Here is a 17,301-nt window from a genome sequence, read left to right on the forward strand (position 1 = left end):
GGGACAATAATGAGTTTTCAAGAAAAAATTTCTACATTTATTGAGGCAAAGAAGGATGCTAGTGTGGCATTAAGCGATGCAATTTGGGCTGTACCGGAGCTTCATTTTCAAGAAAAACGATCCATGCAATATATGAAAGAGGCACTCGAAAACGAGGGGTTTCAAACTGAGGTTGGCTTAGCTGGGCTTGATACTGCGCTTGTTGGAACTTTTGGGTCAGGAAAGCCAGTCATCGCCTTTTTAGGGGAATACGATGCACTACCAGGCTTGAGCCAAAAGGGCGGTGTTACCACTCATGAGCCTCTTGAGAATGGGGGAAGTGGTCATGGCTGTGGCCATAATTTATTAGGAACAGGAGCATTTGCAGCAGCTGTTGCCGTAAAAGATTATTTAGAGCAACATCCACAATCCGCAACCATCCGTTTTTACGGTTGCCCTGCAGAAGAAAATGGATCTGGTAAAGCTTATATGGCGAAAGCTGGCTTATTCGATGATGTAGATATCGCCATTTCTTGGCATCCTGGTACGTTTTCAACGGTGATGACTTGTAGCTCTCTAGCAAACTATGCTGTTACATTTAAGTTTACAGGTAAAAGTGCACATGCTGCAGCTGCTCCTCATCTGGGAAGAAGTGCATTAGATGCTGTTGAGCTGATGAACGTTGGGGTAAACTACTTACGAGAGCATATTATTCCAGAAGCAAGAGTGCATTATGCTATTACAAACTCTGGTGGAACATCTCCGAATGTTGTTCAACCATATGCTGAGGTTACCTATTTAGTGCGAGCACCTAAAAAGCAACAAGTGCAAGAAATCTATCAGCGCGTTGAACAAATAGCGAAGGGTGCAACGCTCATGACAGGTACTTCCCTAGAAATCGATTTTGAAGGTGCTGCCTCTAATTTAATAACGAATAAGACACTTTATGATGCCATGTATCAACAAATACTTGAAATTGGCATGCCAGACTATACAATAGAGGATGAACAGTATGCTCAGGCTATTTTCAATACGTTTTCTCCTGAAGTACAAGCCTCTTCATTAGTTGGTCTACATAAAGGTGATGTTCAACAATTACAAGGAAAAGTTATTGCTGATCATATTCCTCGAATGCTCCCTGAATTTATCATGGGTGGCTCTACTGATGTGGGAGATGTTAGCTGGAATGTGCCAACTGTTCAATGTACGACAGTATGTATGGCATTAGGAACGCCACTGCATACATGGCAAGTTGTTTCTCAAGGTGTCACACCAATCGCCCATAAAGGTATGCTACAAGCTGCTAAAATTATGGCGTGTACAGCTATTGAGTTATTGGGTAATCCAATACTGATTGAGGAAGCTAAAAAGGAATGGCAAGAACGTCTTGATGGGGAGACGTATGAATCGTTAATTCCGGAGGGGACAATGTCTCCAAAGCTATAAAAGGATAGCAAAAATATGGATAGAGTCTTCATAGGAGAACTATGAAGACTCTGTTTTTGCACATTTTGAAAGGAGTCCACAGTAATGTCAACACAACCTAGTCACGATCAGCTTGTGGCACAATCGGTCACACAGTTTCGCTCTGCCGCAAAAGAAGGACGGTGCGCTAACTATATCCCTGCATTAGCTAAAAAAGACCCAAATCAATTAGCTATAGCCATTATTGGCACTGAAGGGCATGAAATTAAAGCTGGTGATACGACGGAGTTATTTACGCTTCAAAGTGTTTCCAAAGTAATCACCTTTATACTGGCCTGTATGGATCGAGGATTGCCCTATGTATTAGAGAGGGTTGATGTTGAGCCAACAGGGGATACATTCAACTCTATTATTCGCTTAGAAAGTCATCAGCCAGGAAAGCCCTTTAATCCAATGATTAATGCTGGGGCGATTACTGTCTCCTCTATGATGATTGGTCATTCACCACAGGAGAAGATTGACAAAATCCTGCAATTTTTAGAGCAAATCATAGGTAAGCAATTAAGTGTCAACGAGGAAGTGTTTCAATCTGAGTGGCAGACAGCTAACCGTAATCGAGCACTAGCCTACTATTTAATGGATTCTGGTTTCTTAGACTGCCCAGTAGAAGCGGCTCTTGAGGTTTACTTAAAGCAATGTGCGATTGAAGTCAATGTATCCGATTTAGCAATGATTGGTTTAGTTATCGCTAATGATGGCTATCATCCGCTATTAAAGAAACAGTTATTTCCTAAACAAGTGGCAAAATTAGCAAAGGCTTTAATGGTAACATGCGGTATGTACAATGCTTCAGGAAAATTTGCGGCATTTATTGGACTTCCTGCTAAAAGTGGTGTTTCTGGTGCCATTCTTACTGCTGTCCCAGGCCATGCAGGGTTAGATTCACCATTCCCTGCTGGCTGTGGCATAGGTATTTATGGACCAGCCATCGATCCTATCGGGAATAGTGTCGCAGGTGTCCAATTACTGAAACATTTAGCGACAGAATGGGATATGACCATTTTTTAACGAGTAGAAGATGACTTCAGAGTGAGCTCTGAAGTCATCTTTTTTTCATTTTATATAGAATGAATAGGACAATAAACCAAATAGGTGTTAGGAGAAGAGCTGTACGTGTTGCCTCAGAAAAAAACATCACAATTAATAGGAAAGCAAAAAACGCAAGCACTACGTAGTTAATAAAAGGTGTCAGCGGTGCTTTGAAGCTTGAGGCTTCATGTAGGGCACGATTTTTCCGTTTATAGATGATGTGAGAAATGATGATAATACTCCACACCCATATGAAGCAAATCGCACTAATAGTCGTTGCGATACTAAAGGCATTCTCTGGCATTAGCTTACTTAACAGTGCCCCTACGGATACAACAATTGCAGAAATGACTAGTGCGTTACTTGGAACACTATTTTTATTGAGCTTAGCAAAAGCAGGTGATGCTTGTTTATTTTTACCAAGATTAAAGAGCATGCGACTTGTTGAAAATAAACCACTATTACCAGCAGAAGCGGCTGAAGTGAGCACAACAAAATTAATAATACCTGCAGCAATTGGAATGCCCGCTAACGTAAATACTTGGACAAATGGACTGCTTGTGGCAGACATTTCATACCATGGATTGATACATAGGATGACAAACAGTGCCCCTACATAAAAGAGTAGAATTCGAAATGGTATTTTATTAATAGCAGAAGGAATGTTTTTTTGTGGGTCTGCAGTCTCGGCTGCTGATACCCCTACTAATTCCACACCGACGAAAGCGAAAACAACCATCTGGAAGGCCATTAAAAAGCCATATACTCCATTTGGAAACAGGCCACCGTGGACCCAAAGATTATCTACTGAAACCGTCCCAGAGCTTGTTTGAAAGCCTGTCACTAACATAATTAGTCCAAGGATAATGAGCGCCACAATGGTAATCACTTTAATGATAGCAAACCAAAATTCTAACTCCCCAAATAGTTTGACCGTCAATAAATTCAGTAGTAGTAATACTACTAAACAACCAATAGCTGGAACCCACTGAGGGATATCAAACCAATATTGTGTATAAACCCCTACAGCGATAATATCCGCCATCGCTGTCATGATCCAACAGAACCAGTAGGTCCAGCCTGTTACATACCCTGCCCATGGCCCTATATATTCGGAGGCAAAATCCGTAAATGATGTATATCCTGAATTCGATAATAATAGTTCGCCCAATGCACGCATAACAAAAAAGAGTGCCGTTCCGACAATTAAATAGGCAAGGATGATCGAAGGCCCTGCTAATGCAATGGCTTTCCCAGAGCCTAGAAATAAACCGGTTCCTATTGTCCCACCAATGGCAATAAGCTGTACATGGCGATTTTTTAATTCACGTTTTAATTGTTGCTGTTCCACGTTAATCCCCCCAAAGATGCATAAAAAATGACTGGAAAAATAAAAAAAGAGACTAGTTGTGACACTAGTCTCGGAAAAACGTCAGAATAACAAATACCATTTGATCACGGATGGTTCATGAAATCATTCGTAACCATCGTATGGCATCGCTTAAAAAAGCTGTTATTACTCCTCTGTCCTTTTGCCTGAGATAGTGAACCCTTCGGCGACGCAAATTGCGCTCTCTCCAGAACTGCTCCTGCTATAGTTTGATCCATAGCATTCATAGCTTATTAATTTTTTAACATAAATATTATTTTAAGATATTATATATCCTAGCAGTGCTTTTACAAATATTCAACTAGAAATTTATATTATTTTCAGAAAAATAGAAGAATGTAGTGAATAAATGAAAATTACTAACGATAATTAGTATTTTTGGACATACAAAGATTTCCGAAGTATGCGCAAATGGGTAAATACGAAAGGTTTATGTGAAGAAATGGAGTGGGACAAGTGAGGGGAGAGAGGATCACTATAGTATGAAAGAGTGTAGGAATAGCCACTTAAAATTTTGCAATAGATATAATATAGTAGAAACTCTGAATTTTTTGTATAAAAAGAAGCCGTCTCCTAGTTCTTTGAGACGACTTTTTTTAGGGAAATATTAATATTTTTTGGCTTTTATTTTACCTGTCCAAGTTTTGAAACCGCCTTGAAGTTGGTAAATTTGGTTGTACCCACGTTTTTTAAGAAATAGTGCAGCACGTGAGCTACGGCCTGTATTTTGACAGTATAAATATACTGGTAAATCTGGGCGAATTTCTTTATAACGTTGACGTAATGTTGTGGAAGGAACATTTCGTGCGCCAAGAATGTGACCAGCATAAAATTCTTTTTGTTCACGAACATCGATTAGCTGCGCTTTACGATAGCCTTCAATAAATTGTTCTTGTGTTAAGTTGGTTACAGCTTTTTTGAGTCTTAGTGCATTAATACCGATGTATGCAATTACGACTACTAAAACGACACCGATTGTGATAAGTATGTCCAAGATTTTCTTACCCCTTTCTATCTTCTTTATTATTATAAAAGATGCGCTAGCGATAGTCCAATGAGTTTGATAAAATTAACTAGATTGTGGCGAATTCGTCGATATCGTTTGCAAAGCCACAACTTGAACTGTAACGTAATCTTCGTTAAGGTTGAACCGCAGGTGGGGCCTGAGGTATTTTTATAAATTGTAGGAGATGAACATATGACAACTTGGTATTTTTTAAATTCAGGGAAATGTAGTCCTTCTTTTAATATGGCACTAGATGAAGCATTACTTGATTGGCATAGTGAGGGGTTAATTCCACCTGTCATTCGTTTTTATGAGTGGGAACCGGCAACATTATCAATCGGTTATTTTCAGCAAGCCAAAAAAGATATAAATTTAGATGCTGTACGTGAGCAAGGCTTGGGTTTTGTACGTCGACCAACTGGTGGACGAGCTGTGCTGCATGAGCATGAGCTCACATATAGTGTCATCGTAACAGAAAGCTATCCAAATATGCCGGAGTCAGTGACAGAGGCGTACCGTGTGCTAAGTGAAGGCATCTTGCAAGGTTTCCATAACTTAGGGATGGATGCTTATTTTAGTGTCCCTGATACAGAGGAGAAAAGAGCAGACTTAAAGAGTCCGAAAAGTGCAGTATGCTTTGATGCTCCAAGCTGGTATGAGCTGGTAGTTGAAGGGAAAAAAATAGCGGGAAGTGCGCAAACACGTCAAAAAGGTGTTATATTGCAGCATGGTGCCATTTTATTAGATTTAGATCAGGAGAAGTTATTATCGGTCTTTAATTTTTCGAGTGAAGAAGCGAAGGATCGTATGCGCAGAAAATTACCAGAGAAAGCAGTAGCGATTAACAGTCTTGTGGATGAACCTGTGACAGTTGAACAATGTGTGACTGCTTTTCGAGATGGTTTTGCAAAATCGTTGCAAATTGAATTAAAACCATTTACACTTTCTGAGGAGCAGTTAGAATATGTCCGTGCATTAGAAGAAAAAAAATATGCATCTGATGAGTGGAACTTCAAAAAGTAAAAAATGGTATAAAAAAAATATTTTTAAGCGTTAAATCCTTGCTATTACAAGTAGTTACGATTCTATTGAAAAAAGCAAGAGTTGAATTGAAAATCTATATATAGTATCTTTTTTAAAGACATATACACAATATGTAGTGTTTAACGACACATGATATTGTGTATTTATTTTGTAAGGGAGGCAAAACGATGGTACTCACAAATCATCAACCCGATGTAAACAATCAATTTGAACAGTTAAACAAAGATATCGAACAATTCCCGCAGGTACACCCTGTAACGCCTGATATGCACATCACGCACAAAGGTGTATCAAGACTTGTCATGATCGATCGCTACTCGTTTAAAGACACAGAAAAGAAAACACTAAAAGCCGGTGACTTTGTTGTTTTAACGGTAAAAGCTGATCCAAAGTTCCCTGCACGTGGTTTAGGGACAATTCAAAAGCTGGACATGACTACAAAAACAGCTGATATTTTGATTGAGGAAGATTATCGTAGCGTTTTAGACGATCCACAGGAGCAAGAAACGGGTGTGATTACGCGTTCAATTGACGTGCTAGAGAAGCCTCTTGAGATTTTTTATGAACAAATCGCTAAACGAAATGCAACAGGACTGGCGGTTGTTGAAAAAACACCAGAAAAACGCCAAGAATGGTTTGAAAAATTTTATGAGCAATTAGTGTCCTTAAAGTTCATTCCTGCAGGACGAGTAATATACGGAGCAGGATCTGAAACAGATGTAACATTCTTTAACTGTTACGTAATGCCTTTTGTTGCGGATTCACGTGAAGGTATTAGTGATCACCGTAAACAAGTAATGGAAATTATGAGCCGTGGTGGTGGAGTAGGAACAAATGGTTCCACATTACGTCCTCGCAACACATTGGCACGTGGAGTAAACGGTAAATCATCAGGTTCTGTTTCTTGGTTAGATGATATTGCTAAATTAACACATCTTGTAGAGCAAGGTGGCTCACGTCGTGGAGCACAAATGATTATGCTTGCCGATTGGCATCCAGATATTGTGGAGTTTATTATTTCGAAAATGCAAAACCCACGTATTCTGCGTTACCTAATTGAAAATACAACGGATGAAACAATCATTCGTCTAGCTAAAGAGAAATTAAACTTCAAGCCACTTTCTATGCAGGAAGAAGCTATGTATCAAGGCATTGTAAACTATAAAAGCATTGAAGGTTTAGGTGGATTTGATACAGCCATTATTCGTGAGGCTGAAAATAAATTACGTGATGGTGGCACATATACTGTGCATAACTCAGAGTTTTTAACAGGTGCAAACATCTCCGTAACATTAACAAAAGAATTTATGGAAGCTGTTGAAAACGATGCTGATTTCGAACTGCGTTTCCCAGCGGTTGAAGAATACTCGAAAGAAGAAATGCATGCTTACAACACAGAATGGCATCATGTTGGTGACGTTCGTGAATGGGAGAAAATGGGCTATAAAATCCGCACATATCGCACGATCAAAGCGAAAGAATTGTGGAATTTAATTAACGTATGTGCAACATACTCTGCAGAGCCAGGAATTTTCTTTATCGACAATGCGAATGATATGACGAATGCAAAGGCATATGGTCAAAGCGTTGTTGCAACTAACCCATGTGGGGAACAGCCACTTGCGCCATACTCAGTGTGTAACTTGGCAGCGGTAAACCTTGCACAATTTGCGAATAAAGACAATCAAACTGTAGATTACGAAGCACTACGTGAAACGGTTCGTGTTGGTGTTCGTATGCAGGATAATGTTATTGATGCAACTCCATACTTCTTAGAGGAAAACCGTGTACAAGCACTTGGTGAGCGTCGTGTTGGTCTAGGCGTAATGGGCCTAGCTGATTTACTCATTTATTGTGAGAAAGAATACGGTTCTGAAGCAGGTAATGCTTTAGTCGATGAAATCTTTAAAACAATTGCTGAAACCGCGTATGAGGCGTCTACAGAGCTTGCTAAAGAGCGTGGAAGCTTCCCATTCTTAGTAGGTGCTACTGACGAAGAAACAGCTCGTTTACGTAAAGCTTTCACAGAAACAGGCTTCATGCAAAAAATGCCTGCTCACATCAAGGAGCAAATTTTAGCAACAGGTATCCGTAACTCCCATTTATTAACGGTTGCCCCAACAGGTTCAACAGGAACAATGGTAGGCGTAGCAACAGGTCTTGAGCCATATTTCTCCTTCACTTACTACCGTTCTGGCCGTCTAGGTAAGTTCATTGAAGTGAAAGCTGAAATTGTAAAAGAATATTTAGATCGTCATCCAGAGGCTAGTGAGCAAGAGCTTCCAGAATGGTTTGTAACGGCAATGGAGCTAAAACCAGAGGCACATGCGGATGTACAATGTATTATTCAAAAATGGATTGATTCATCGATCTCTAAAACAGTAAACGCGCCAAAAGGCTATACTGTACAACAAGTTGAAAAAGTATATGAGCGACTATATAAAGGTGGCGCTAAAGGTGGTACGGTCTATGTGGATGGTAGCCGTGATTCACAGGTACTTACGCTAAAAGCCGAAGAAAATGATATGGATCAACTATCATTTGAGGAAGAATTAGTAGAAGAACATACAACACGTCCAGTCGTATTAGTTGATACGATTCAAGCACTAGAGTCCACGACGGTAATTGGCTCGGACGTAGGAAATACATGTCCAGTATGTCGTAAAGGAACAGTCGAAGAAATGGGCGGCTGTAATACTTGTACAAACTGTGGCGCACAGTTAAAATGCGGCCTGTAAATTTTATGTTCTTGTTGCTTTGAATAAAAGAATGAAAACGGTAATAAATTTTGATTAAAAGTAACCTCTTCGGTATTATGGCCGTAAGAGGTTATTTTTTTATATTTTTCTGAAAATTATAGGTCTGATATGACTCCAGTAGAATCAAAACTTATTCGACTAAATGTTCATCATCTATTGTGAGGATATTGAAGAATGGGTTTTGGACAAAGTTCTGGTGCCGATTAGTATTGTACTTAAAGGAAGAGTGGAATACTTTTATAACAATGTTTCTGGTGAAAGGCTGATTATGTTGGAATATATATCCTTATGGTAAAATCTCCATTAAAGCAAGAAAGAATCATTACCAATCAAACATTTATATATATAGGAGTCGCATCAGGAAAGTGTGGATTTACAACAATAATTATAATAATTTCCAATTAAGGGCTGGGAACATCCTCATTACAATTTATGTCTATATTGAAAAGGGAGGTAGCATAATGTGGTTACTATTCGGACTTATTGCTATAGTAGCAACTTTTATAAATCTTTATTTGTATACAACAGGTAAAGATTATAAACTAGCGATGGCAATGGGGTTATCATTTACAGCATTGACACTTTGTTCGGAATATAGTTTTGTATCTAGCTGGGTAAAAGTAGAAGATTGGGCAGCTTTAGAGGATGTAGTACCAGGTATGGAAAGGGCATTATGGTTTTTGACAATTGTTTCTATCTTACTAAATATAGTACCTATACTATTAGAGCTAAAAAATAAAAAATAAAAAATAATACTGATTCGGGTTCATACGGATAAATGGTAAGCAAAATTAAGTTCTCAAAAATGCTTTGGGAACTTCATTCATTTTAACCCAGCTTTATTTCTTCAAAGAAGCGGATAGATATTTTATATTTAACATGCAAATTTGAAGGAGTATACGCCAATTTGTGGAATTAAAATAATGTCCGGTCAATTGTAATAAAGTTTGACGACAACACCTATTTTGTAAAGTACTAGCTAATGACATTTGATTTTAAGGCTTGTTTATTTAGGGTTCTCATACATCCAACTAGATAAAAAAATGGTGAAAGGGGATAAAGTAATGAGTGTAGTAATTTTTAATGGAGAGCGTTCTGAAGAAAGTGTTCTATTTGAAAAGTTGTTATTTTCCCAGAGTAATAAAGTGAGTTTTTCTAGTGTTGAAAATGCTAAACAGTTCATCAAGCAAAGAGCAACTGTGAATAATCAGCCTTATGTCATTGGGGATGATGTTCAATTTTTAAGTGTTAAGGATGAACAAACTTTTGAGGATATGCAAGTTTTTACATTAAATGATCAAAAGTCCTCGAAACAAAAAGTGATTCTCTATATTCATGGTGGTGCTTGGACGAATCAACCGTTAAATTTACACTGGCTGTTCATGGATAAAATAGCACAAGCATTACAGGCAAAAGTTATCGCTCCGATATATCCAAAAGTACCTCATTTTAATCATAAGGACACGTACCAAAAAATACTTCATCTCTATAATAGGATTTTAGAGTCGGTTGAAAGCTCCAATCAATTAACGATTATAGGAGATTCTGCAGGAGGTAATATAGCACTTGGTTTGGCCCAGCTTTTAAAGCAAAACCATTTACCACAGCCACAAGATATTATTTTACTATCGGCTTGTGTTGACCTAAGTCTAGAAAATCCTCTTATCCCTGAATATGAAGAAAAGGACCCTATGCTAGCTAGTGAAGGAATGAGCGTCATCACAAAGATATGGGCAGCTGATAAGGATCTAAAGGACCCATTGATTAGTCCAATTTATGGTGATTTTCAAGGTCTAGCGAGTATTACTCATTTTATTGGCACCCATGAAAGTTTATATCCAGATGCAGTAAAGTTTGATGAACAACTAAGCGAGCAAGGGATTGATATTACAACCTTTGTTTATCCTAAAATGAACCATGTATTTGTTGTCATGCCCATCCCCGAAGCACTAGACGCTCAACAGAAAATTATAAATATTATTCATAGTAAAGTGTTGAAATAGAAAGGGTTACACTAAATAAATAGTGTGGAGATCCCAAGTGTGTTTTGATTTTTCAAAACACGCTTTTTTTATTTCCTGTTTTAATAAACGGATTTTTACGCTAAGCCCCTCACATCTCATTGTTTAAACGAAAATCAAATTGTAAAGCTAGCTTGACATGATAAAAGATGTAAAGTAAACTTTACTTATTACTAAATGTACAGTTTACTTTACATTTAATGAGGAGGCATTATGAAAAACAGAATTCGTGAATTGCGGAAATCGAAAAAGATTACGCAGGAGGATTTGTCTAAGGTAGTGGGTGTCTCACGACAATCAATTATTGCAATTGAATCGGGAAAATTCAATCCATCATTAGAGCTTGCCTACAATATTTCAAAAGCGTTCAACTGCACGATTGAGGAAGTTTTTATTTTCGAAGAGGAGGGAATGACATAATGGAATTTTCTATAGGGGGTATTCTTGGACTGTACGGCGGGATGATTTTTGGCATCCTTGGCTGGTGGTTCGGAAGGAAAAAAGCGAAGAAAAATAGAGGCTTAGATGAAGTACACGACCATATTTGGCAAAAGGCGAAATCTTATTCATGGTATTTGACGTTAGCAGCAATTTATATTTTCTTTTCTTTAGTAGTGTTTGGGATTAAATTAAGCACTGCCATGGTTTTAGCTGTACTTTTATTTGTACACTTAGGGAGCTGGGCGATCATTGGGCTCATTTTGACTATCAACATGTACAGACCAATACCTTTTAAGCCTTCTTATGTGAAGTTAGGTATATGCATCAATGTCGCATCACTACTTATTTTTACCATTATCTCGATCCTAACAAATAATTGGCTGTTTTTATTATTCAGTATTCTGCCTAGTATGATGGGGATATTTACTGCCCTTACAGTCAATAGGAAAGTTTCCAAGTAAGTTTAGTTGTACGTTTCATCCCTTTGGATAGGTTTATCGAGCTGCGATTATGGCATTTAAACGAAAAATGCAAGGCTAGCATCTATATAAAAAAGGCAGTTCCAACAACTTACGTTGGGACTGCCTTTTCCTTAATCATGATTTAATGTTGCTGCTATTTCTGGCTGTTGCTCTACTTGAAGTAGCATATTAAAGGATGCAATGGCAACTTCCACTTGATCATCCTTTGGTTCGCGAGTCGTTAGCAATTGAAGCCATAGACCAGGATAGCCAAGGAATCGTAATACAGGGATATTACGGCAAGCATTTGTTGCCTGTAATACTTCAAATGATATGCCTAGTACTACTGGAATTAATAAAATACGATCTAAAATACGTAGCCATAGCGGGTCAGTTGGCACAAAGAAATATAAGAACATGCCGACAAAAACTGTGAAAAGAATAAAGCTACTACCACAACGATAGTGTAGACGTGATTGTGCTTGGACATTTTCAACTGTAACGTCTAAACCAGCTTCATAGCAGTTGATGACTTTATGCTCGGCTCCATGGTACTGAAATACTCGTTTGATGAGAGGCGTTAACGAGATAAAATATAAATATGTGAGCAGTAATAGTAGTTTAATACCGCTTTCAAGTAAAATTTGGCCCGTTTTTCCTTCAATCCATTTAGAGAAAAAATCAGCTATAAAAACTGGAATTAGTGTAAAGGCAAATTTTCCAAATAAAAAGGAAAGAATACCTACTACAGCAACGCCAAGTATCATTTGAAGTTTGGATCCTTCTTCTTTATTATCTTCTTCTTCACCAGGTACTACATCATAACGATCCCCTGCAAATTGCATATGACGAGAACCTAAGCCTGCTGATTCAATCAACGCGACAACGCCTCGAACAAATGGGATTTTTTTAAGCTTTTGTAAAATAGGCTTTTGTACTTTTTTAAAATGATAATAATCAATGGAATCATCGTTACGACGAATGGCTGTAACTGTATGATCCTTTCCTCCGAACATCACACCTTCTAATTGTGCTTGTCCCCCGTATACAGGTGAATTGCTCAAGGCTAACACCACTCTCTTTATATATTTCAACTGTACCATTGTACTAAATTTAGTCAAAAACCTCTACAGTTACGCATAGTAAATTTTCTATATGGCTACACTAATCGTACATTTTAGGAAATGATTAGTGGGCAAGGGAGGAAATATTGTGAAAATAGGGACAATAACGTCACTTGTAAATGCGCTTGTTTTAGCATTGTGCTTAAAAGGTTTGCATTATTTTAATCTTATTAAATGGCATCCGATTGGTTTTTATAAAAAATGGGGATGGTTTGAAGAAAGCTCTAAATTATTTCACTGGACCTTCTTTATATTTCTTCTATTCATCATCGGATTGTTTGTATATATGACTATGCGCTATGTCTATGTCATTCCGGCGGTCTTTTCTTCGCTACTGCTAGGGCTTTTTGTAACGATTTTATTAGAATGGATTGCATTAGATTTACCATTACAACTTTCTTCCTTTAAAAAGCTTTCGATCCCATTCATTGTTGTCGTGGTTTGCCTTTTACGTTTCTTGTTAGAAACAGCCAATTTTCATCAGAGGGAGCATACGGCGCAAAAAGTAAATTAGTTGCTGTATGCGCCGTGTATGATAAAATAAATGGCAAGTACATAGAAAGAGGCGAATAGAAGCGTGAAGTTATTATGTTTGAATGGACCCAACTTAAATCGACTTGGAAAAAGAGAGCCACATATTTATGGACATGAAACATTGGATGATGTTCAAGAAAATGTTCAAAATCTTGCGGCTTCTTTAGGTGCCACAGTTGAATTTCGTCAATCCAATCACGAAGGGGTACTTGTGGATTGGGTGCATGAAGCAGAAGACGAAAAATATGATGGCATCATCTTTAATCCTGGTGCATATACCCATACAAGCATCGCGTTACACGATGCTATTGCAGGAATTTCTGTGCCAGTAATCGAAGTACATATTTCCAATATCCATAAACGTGAGGCTTTCCGTCATCATTCCTATCTTGCTCCGGCCTGCCTTGGTCAAATTTGTGGACTAGGTACGAAAGGCTATGAACTGGCACTACGTACATTTATCGAGAGGGAGAATTGATTATGTTGAAATTACAAAAGCTACGTAAAGCACTTCAAGAACAAAACATCGATGGTATTTTAGTTACGAATGGGTATAACCGCCGCTATATGACTGGTTTTACAGGGACAGCAGGCGTAGCAATTGTGTCTCAAAATGATGCTGTGTTTATTACAGATTTCCGATATACAGAACAAGCTGCCGCGCAAATTCAGGACTTCCGAATTGTTAAGCATGAAGCAACAATTATTGAAGAAATTGCTACACAAGTAAAGAATATGGGCATCAAATTACTGGGCTTTGAGAGAGATACTGTAAGCTATGGCACATATGAACTGTATAAATCGAATATTCAAGCTGATTTAGTGCCGATTTCTGGGCTAATTGAAAAAATTCGCTTGATTAAGACGGAACAAGAGATTAATATTATTAAGGCTGCGTGTGAAATTGCAGATCACGCATTTACACATATTTTAGGCTTCATCAAGCCTGGTAAAACAGAGCTTGAGGTTTCGAATGAATTAGAATTTTTCATGCGTAAACAAGGAGCGACTCAGTCTTCGTTTGACATAATTGTTGCGTCTGGTCTTCGTTCAGCATTACCACATGGCGTGGCAACGGATAAAGTGATTGAAAAAGGCGACTTTGTTACATTAGACTTTGGTGCGCTATACAATGGCTATATTTCGGATATTACGCGTACTGTGGCTGTTGGAGAACCATCTGAAAAATTAGTAGATATGTACAATGCAGTCCTTGCTTCTCAGCTGTTAGCACTTGAAAAAGTGGGTCCTGGATTAACAGGTATTCAAGCGGACGCTATTGCACGTGACTACTTAAAAGAAAAAGGATATGGCGAAGCATTCGGTCATTCTTTAGGACATGGTATCGGTCTTGAAGTACATGAAGGCCCTGGCTTATCGATGCGTTCTGATGCAGTGCTAGAGCCAGGTATGGCCGTGACGATTGAACCGGGTGTTTATTTACCAGGTATCGGTGGTGTCCGTATTGAGGATGATATTTTAATCACTGAGACAGGAAATGAATTACTCACACATTCGTCAAAAGAACTCATTATTTTATAAACTTTGGAGGAACACAAATGATTTCAGTAAACGATTTCCGTACAGGTCTAACAATTGTTGTTGATGGCCAATTATACCGCGTGTTAGATTTCCAACACGTTAAACCAGGTAAAGGTGCTGCTTTCGTACGTTCTAAATTACGTAACCTACGTAACGGCTCAGTGAATGAAAAAACATTCCGTGCTGGTGAAAAAGTAGAAAAAGCACAAATCGATAACCGCAAAATGCAATATCTATATGCACAAGGTGACGACCATGTATTCATGGACCTAGAATCATACGAGCAAACTGAACTAGCTTCAGCAGCAATCGAGTATGAATTAAAATTCCTAAAAGAAAACATGGAAGTTCATATTCAATCTTACCAAGGTGAAATGCTAGGTGTTGAATTACCAAACACGGTTCAATTAGAAGTAACTGAAACAGAACCAGGCATTAAAGGTGACACAGCTTCAGGTGGTACGAAACCTGCTACTCTTCAAACAGGTCTTATTGTACAAGTACCATTCTTCGTAAACCAAGGTGATGTACTAATCATTAACACAGAAGAAGGCTCTTACGTTTCTCGTGCTTAATTATTAATGATCATTAACCTACTCTTTTTTATTAAAAGGGTAGGTTTTTATTTTTTTCTTATACATTTCTTGTGAAACGATCGGGACATTGTGATAATGGATAGAGAAACTGTCTCTTTTTTTTTTGTCTCCCTCCAAGTTTCTATCATCAGATAGATGGTCATTATTGGGAGAAATGTCTACAATAATCGTAAGGAGTGAGAGTTATGCTACAAACAATACTAGATAGTCAACAACCAATCATTCAAGCACCTATGGCAGGTGTCACATCACCTAAATTCGTTGCAGCTTGTACCGAGGCAGGATTATTAGGCTCTATAGGTGCAGGTTACTTAGATGGTGAACAAACAAAGCAATTTATTCAGGAAGTGAAAAAGCTAACGACAAAACCTTTTGCGGTCAATCTATTCGTACAAGAGGAGCCGCAAATTGATATCGAGGTTTTACAAAAGGCCCGCATGGCACTCCAACCTTTTTATGATGAGCTTGGACTATCGCCTGTACAAAGCGTTGTATCCAAGGAAGTTTTTGCTGGACAAGTCCAAGCGGTTATTGAGGAGAATGTAAAGATCTGCTCATTTACATTCGGTATTCCTTCAGCGGAGGTGCTCCAACAGTTAAAGGAGCATGGGGTATATACAATTGGTACAGCTACTACATTAGCGGAAGCTCAGCTAGTTGAACAGGCTGGCATGGATGCGGTGGTCCTACAGGGCGGAGAAGCGGGTGGTCATCGAGGTTCCTTTACAGCACCACTTCAATTGATTCCTTTATATGACCTACTGCAGCAGGTAGCGGGGAACATAGCTATTCCTATTATCGCAGCGGGAGGTCTCGTGACGAAGGAGGATATTCAGAAGGCTATAGAGAGCGGTGCACAGGCAGTGCAGGTTGGGACGGTTTTACTGGTGGCAGAAGAATGTGAAATTTCTCCGCTTTATAAAAATGCGGTGCTGGCATCAAAAGAACAGGAAACAACCATTACACTCGCATTTACGGGTAAACCAGCAAGGGGTCTAGCAAATGATTTTACTAGACGTATGAAGGATGCGACAGTTGCACCCTATCCGTTGCAAAATTATTTAACGACAACTATTCGTAAGAAAAGTGCTGAACAGGGCAATGCCGAATATTTATCGATGTGGATGGGCGAAAATAGCCATCTTGTTCAGCACACTGGTACGGTCAAAAGTATCGTAGATAAATGGCTATAAAATTTTTACATAGAAGAGATCTCTATACAACTGTATAGAGGTCTTTTTTTTTGTAGAGCGACATATATTGCTGTACACGAGGGGGCGTAGGAATGGAATTACAAGACGTATTAAGAGTTGCTGGAGTGGGACTAGTAGTTGCGCTTCTTCATGTTTTCTTCGATCAAACAGGGAAGAAGGAATTTTCATTTTTCCTATTTTTTATTGCCTACTTATATATGACAGCAGAACTACTCCGATTTTTACGTCTATTTTTTACCGAAATTCTCACATTCTTTCAATGGCTGACATCATCCGGGTAGGGTAAATGGAAATTGTTATCGTTGCTGTTGTCATGCTGCTTTTATTATTGCTGATAAAAGAAGTCATACAGCCACTCCACGCGCTAATAAGTGTGATGTTTTCGTTTTTGCTTTTTGGCATGCTGTTCTCGACACTTTTATTGCCCTTCGTCAAGCAACTTTTAGAAACGCTTGCGTTTTTGCCTTATGCAAAGGCTATTTTAATTAGTGCAAGTATGTTCTATGTCGGGCAATGGGTGTCATTGCTGCTTGTAGAACATAACTATAGGGTGCTCGGGAACATTGTTTTTGCGGCGGTAAAGATTGTTATTTTATTGTATTGGTTCAAAGAATTTTTGGCTGTTTTACAGGAGGTGTCGGCCATTTTACAAAGGCTAAACTAAGGAGCGGAGCCA

18 protein-coding genes and 1 riboswitch are annotated in these 17,301 nt (G+C 38.5%); of the genes, 15 read left to right on the forward strand and 3 right to left on the reverse strand.

The window, feature by feature from the left end; all coding sequences use genetic code 11:
- Positions 1 to 9: 9 nt before the first annotated feature.
- Together C9J29_RS10920 and C9J29_RS10925 are read left to right on the forward strand one after the other, a co-directional pair.
- Positions 10 to 1,425 carry a M20 family metallopeptidase gene (locus tag C9J29_RS10920; protein WP_008180159.1) on the forward strand — a complete coding sequence of 472 codons (1,416 nt, stop codon included), beginning with the start codon at positions 10 to 12 and terminating at the stop codon, positions 1,423 to 1,425.
- A gap of 84 nt (positions 1,426 to 1,509) precedes the next feature.
- Positions 1,510 to 2,472 carry a glutaminase gene (locus tag C9J29_RS10925; protein ID WP_008180161.1) on the forward strand — a complete coding sequence of 321 codons (963 nt, stop codon included), beginning with the start codon at positions 1,510 to 1,512 and terminating at the stop codon, positions 2,470 to 2,472.
- Between the two features lie 34 nt (positions 2,473 to 2,506).
- On the opposite strand, the gene C9J29_RS10930 is transcribed toward C9J29_RS10925, so the two are convergent.
- Positions 2,507 to 3,844 (reverse strand): amino acid permease, encoded by a 1,338-nt coding sequence (locus C9J29_RS10930; RefSeq protein ID WP_107922149.1) that lies wholly within the window; start codon positions 3,842 to 3,844, stop codon positions 2,507 to 2,509.
- Between the two features lie 163 nt (positions 3,845 to 4,007).
- Positions 4,008 to 4,084, reverse strand: a riboswitch (glycine riboswitch).
- 406 nt (positions 4,085 to 4,490) lie between these two features.
- The gene (locus C9J29_RS10935) at positions 4,491 to 4,877 is read right to left on the reverse strand and encodes a rhodanese-like domain-containing protein (protein ID WP_107922150.1); all 387 of its coding nucleotides are present in this window, start codon (positions 4,875 to 4,877) and stop codon (positions 4,491 to 4,493) included.
- A gap of 204 nt (positions 4,878 to 5,081) precedes the next feature.
- Here C9J29_RS10935 and C9J29_RS10940 point away from each other — a divergent pair, with 204 nt between their 5' ends.
- The 6 genes from C9J29_RS10940 (at position 5,082) to C9J29_RS10965 (ending at position 11,615) form a co-directional block, all read left to right on the forward strand.
- Positions 5,082 to 5,912, forward strand: a complete 831-nt coding sequence (locus C9J29_RS10940) for a lipoate--protein ligase family protein (RefSeq protein ID WP_025116068.1) — start codon at positions 5,082 to 5,084, stop codon at positions 5,910 to 5,912.
- Positions 5,913 to 6,100: 188 nt separating this feature from the next.
- Complete coding sequence (locus C9J29_RS10945) at positions 6,101 to 8,671, forward strand: vitamin B12-dependent ribonucleotide reductase (RefSeq protein ID WP_089986081.1); 2,571 nt, start codon at positions 6,101 to 6,103, stop codon at positions 8,669 to 8,671.
- A 482-nt stretch (positions 8,672 to 9,153) separates the two neighbouring features.
- Entirely contained in the window at positions 9,154 to 9,438 is a 285-nt protein-coding gene (locus C9J29_RS10950) for a hypothetical protein (protein WP_008181839.1), read from the forward strand.
- Between the two features lie 318 nt (positions 9,439 to 9,756).
- A complete protein-coding gene (locus tag C9J29_RS10955) occupies positions 9,757 to 10,695 on the forward strand; it encodes an alpha/beta hydrolase fold domain-containing protein (protein ID WP_089986079.1) in 939 nt (312 codons plus the stop codon).
- Positions 10,696 to 10,926: 231 nt separating this feature from the next.
- On the forward strand, positions 10,927 to 11,133 hold the full coding sequence (locus tag C9J29_RS10960; protein WP_090002494.1) for a helix-turn-helix transcriptional regulator: 207 nt from the start codon (positions 10,927 to 10,929) through the stop codon (positions 11,131 to 11,133).
- Complete coding sequence (locus C9J29_RS10965) at positions 11,133 to 11,615, forward strand: hypothetical protein (protein ID WP_089986077.1); 483 nt, start codon at positions 11,133 to 11,135, stop codon at positions 11,613 to 11,615. Before C9J29_RS10960 ends, C9J29_RS10965 begins: the two co-directional genes overlap by 1 nt.
- A 131-nt stretch (positions 11,616 to 11,746) precedes the next feature.
- On the opposite strand, the gene C9J29_RS10970 is transcribed toward C9J29_RS10965, so the two are convergent.
- A complete protein-coding gene (locus C9J29_RS10970) occupies positions 11,747 to 12,718 on the reverse strand; it encodes a DUF1385 domain-containing protein (RefSeq protein ID WP_051998125.1) in 972 nt (323 codons plus the stop codon).
- A 109-nt stretch (positions 12,719 to 12,827) separates the two neighbouring features.
- On the opposite strand from C9J29_RS10970, the gene C9J29_RS10975 reads away from it, so the two are divergent.
- The 7 genes from C9J29_RS10975 to C9J29_RS11005 all read left to right on the forward strand — a co-directional run bounded on the left by C9J29_RS10975 (position 12,828) and on the right by C9J29_RS11005 (position 17,289).
- Positions 12,828 to 13,253 carry a hypothetical protein gene (locus tag C9J29_RS10975; protein WP_089986076.1) on the forward strand — a complete coding sequence of 142 codons (426 nt, stop codon included), beginning with the start codon at positions 12,828 to 12,830 and terminating at the stop codon, positions 13,251 to 13,253.
- A gap of 63 nt (positions 13,254 to 13,316) precedes the next feature.
- Entirely contained in the window at positions 13,317 to 13,751 is a 435-nt protein-coding gene (gene aroQ / locus C9J29_RS10980) for a type II 3-dehydroquinate dehydratase (RefSeq protein WP_036126950.1), read from the forward strand.
- A gap of 2 nt (positions 13,752 to 13,753) precedes the next feature.
- Positions 13,754 to 14,815: a M24 family metallopeptidase gene (locus tag C9J29_RS10985; protein ID WP_008179857.1), complete on the forward strand. Its 1,062-nt coding sequence runs from the start codon at positions 13,754 to 13,756 to the stop codon at positions 14,813 to 14,815.
- 17 nt (positions 14,816 to 14,832) lie between these two features.
- On the forward strand, positions 14,833 to 15,390 hold the full coding sequence (gene efp / locus C9J29_RS10990; protein WP_008179859.1) for an elongation factor P: 558 nt from the start codon (positions 14,833 to 14,835) through the stop codon (positions 15,388 to 15,390).
- A 206-nt stretch (positions 15,391 to 15,596) separates the two neighbouring features.
- The gene (locus tag C9J29_RS10995; protein ID WP_107922151.1) at positions 15,597 to 16,604 is read left to right on the forward strand and encodes an NAD(P)H-dependent flavin oxidoreductase; all 1,008 of its coding nucleotides are present in this window, start codon (positions 15,597 to 15,599) and stop codon (positions 16,602 to 16,604) included.
- Positions 16,605 to 16,696: 92 nt separating this feature from the next.
- On the forward strand, positions 16,697 to 16,906 hold the full coding sequence (locus tag C9J29_RS11000) for a hypothetical protein (RefSeq protein WP_008179863.1): 210 nt from the start codon (positions 16,697 to 16,699) through the stop codon (positions 16,904 to 16,906).
- 5 nt (positions 16,907 to 16,911) lie between these two features.
- Positions 16,912 to 17,289, forward strand: coding sequence for a hypothetical protein (locus C9J29_RS11005; protein ID WP_008179865.1), 378 nt, complete (start codon positions 16,912 to 16,914; stop codon positions 17,287 to 17,289).
- The last annotated feature ends 12 nt before the right edge of the window (positions 17,290 to 17,301 follow it).

The organism is Lysinibacillus fusiformis, assembly GCF_003049525.1.
Lineage (GTDB): Bacteria > Bacillota > Bacilli > Bacillales_A > Planococcaceae > Lysinibacillus > Lysinibacillus fusiformis.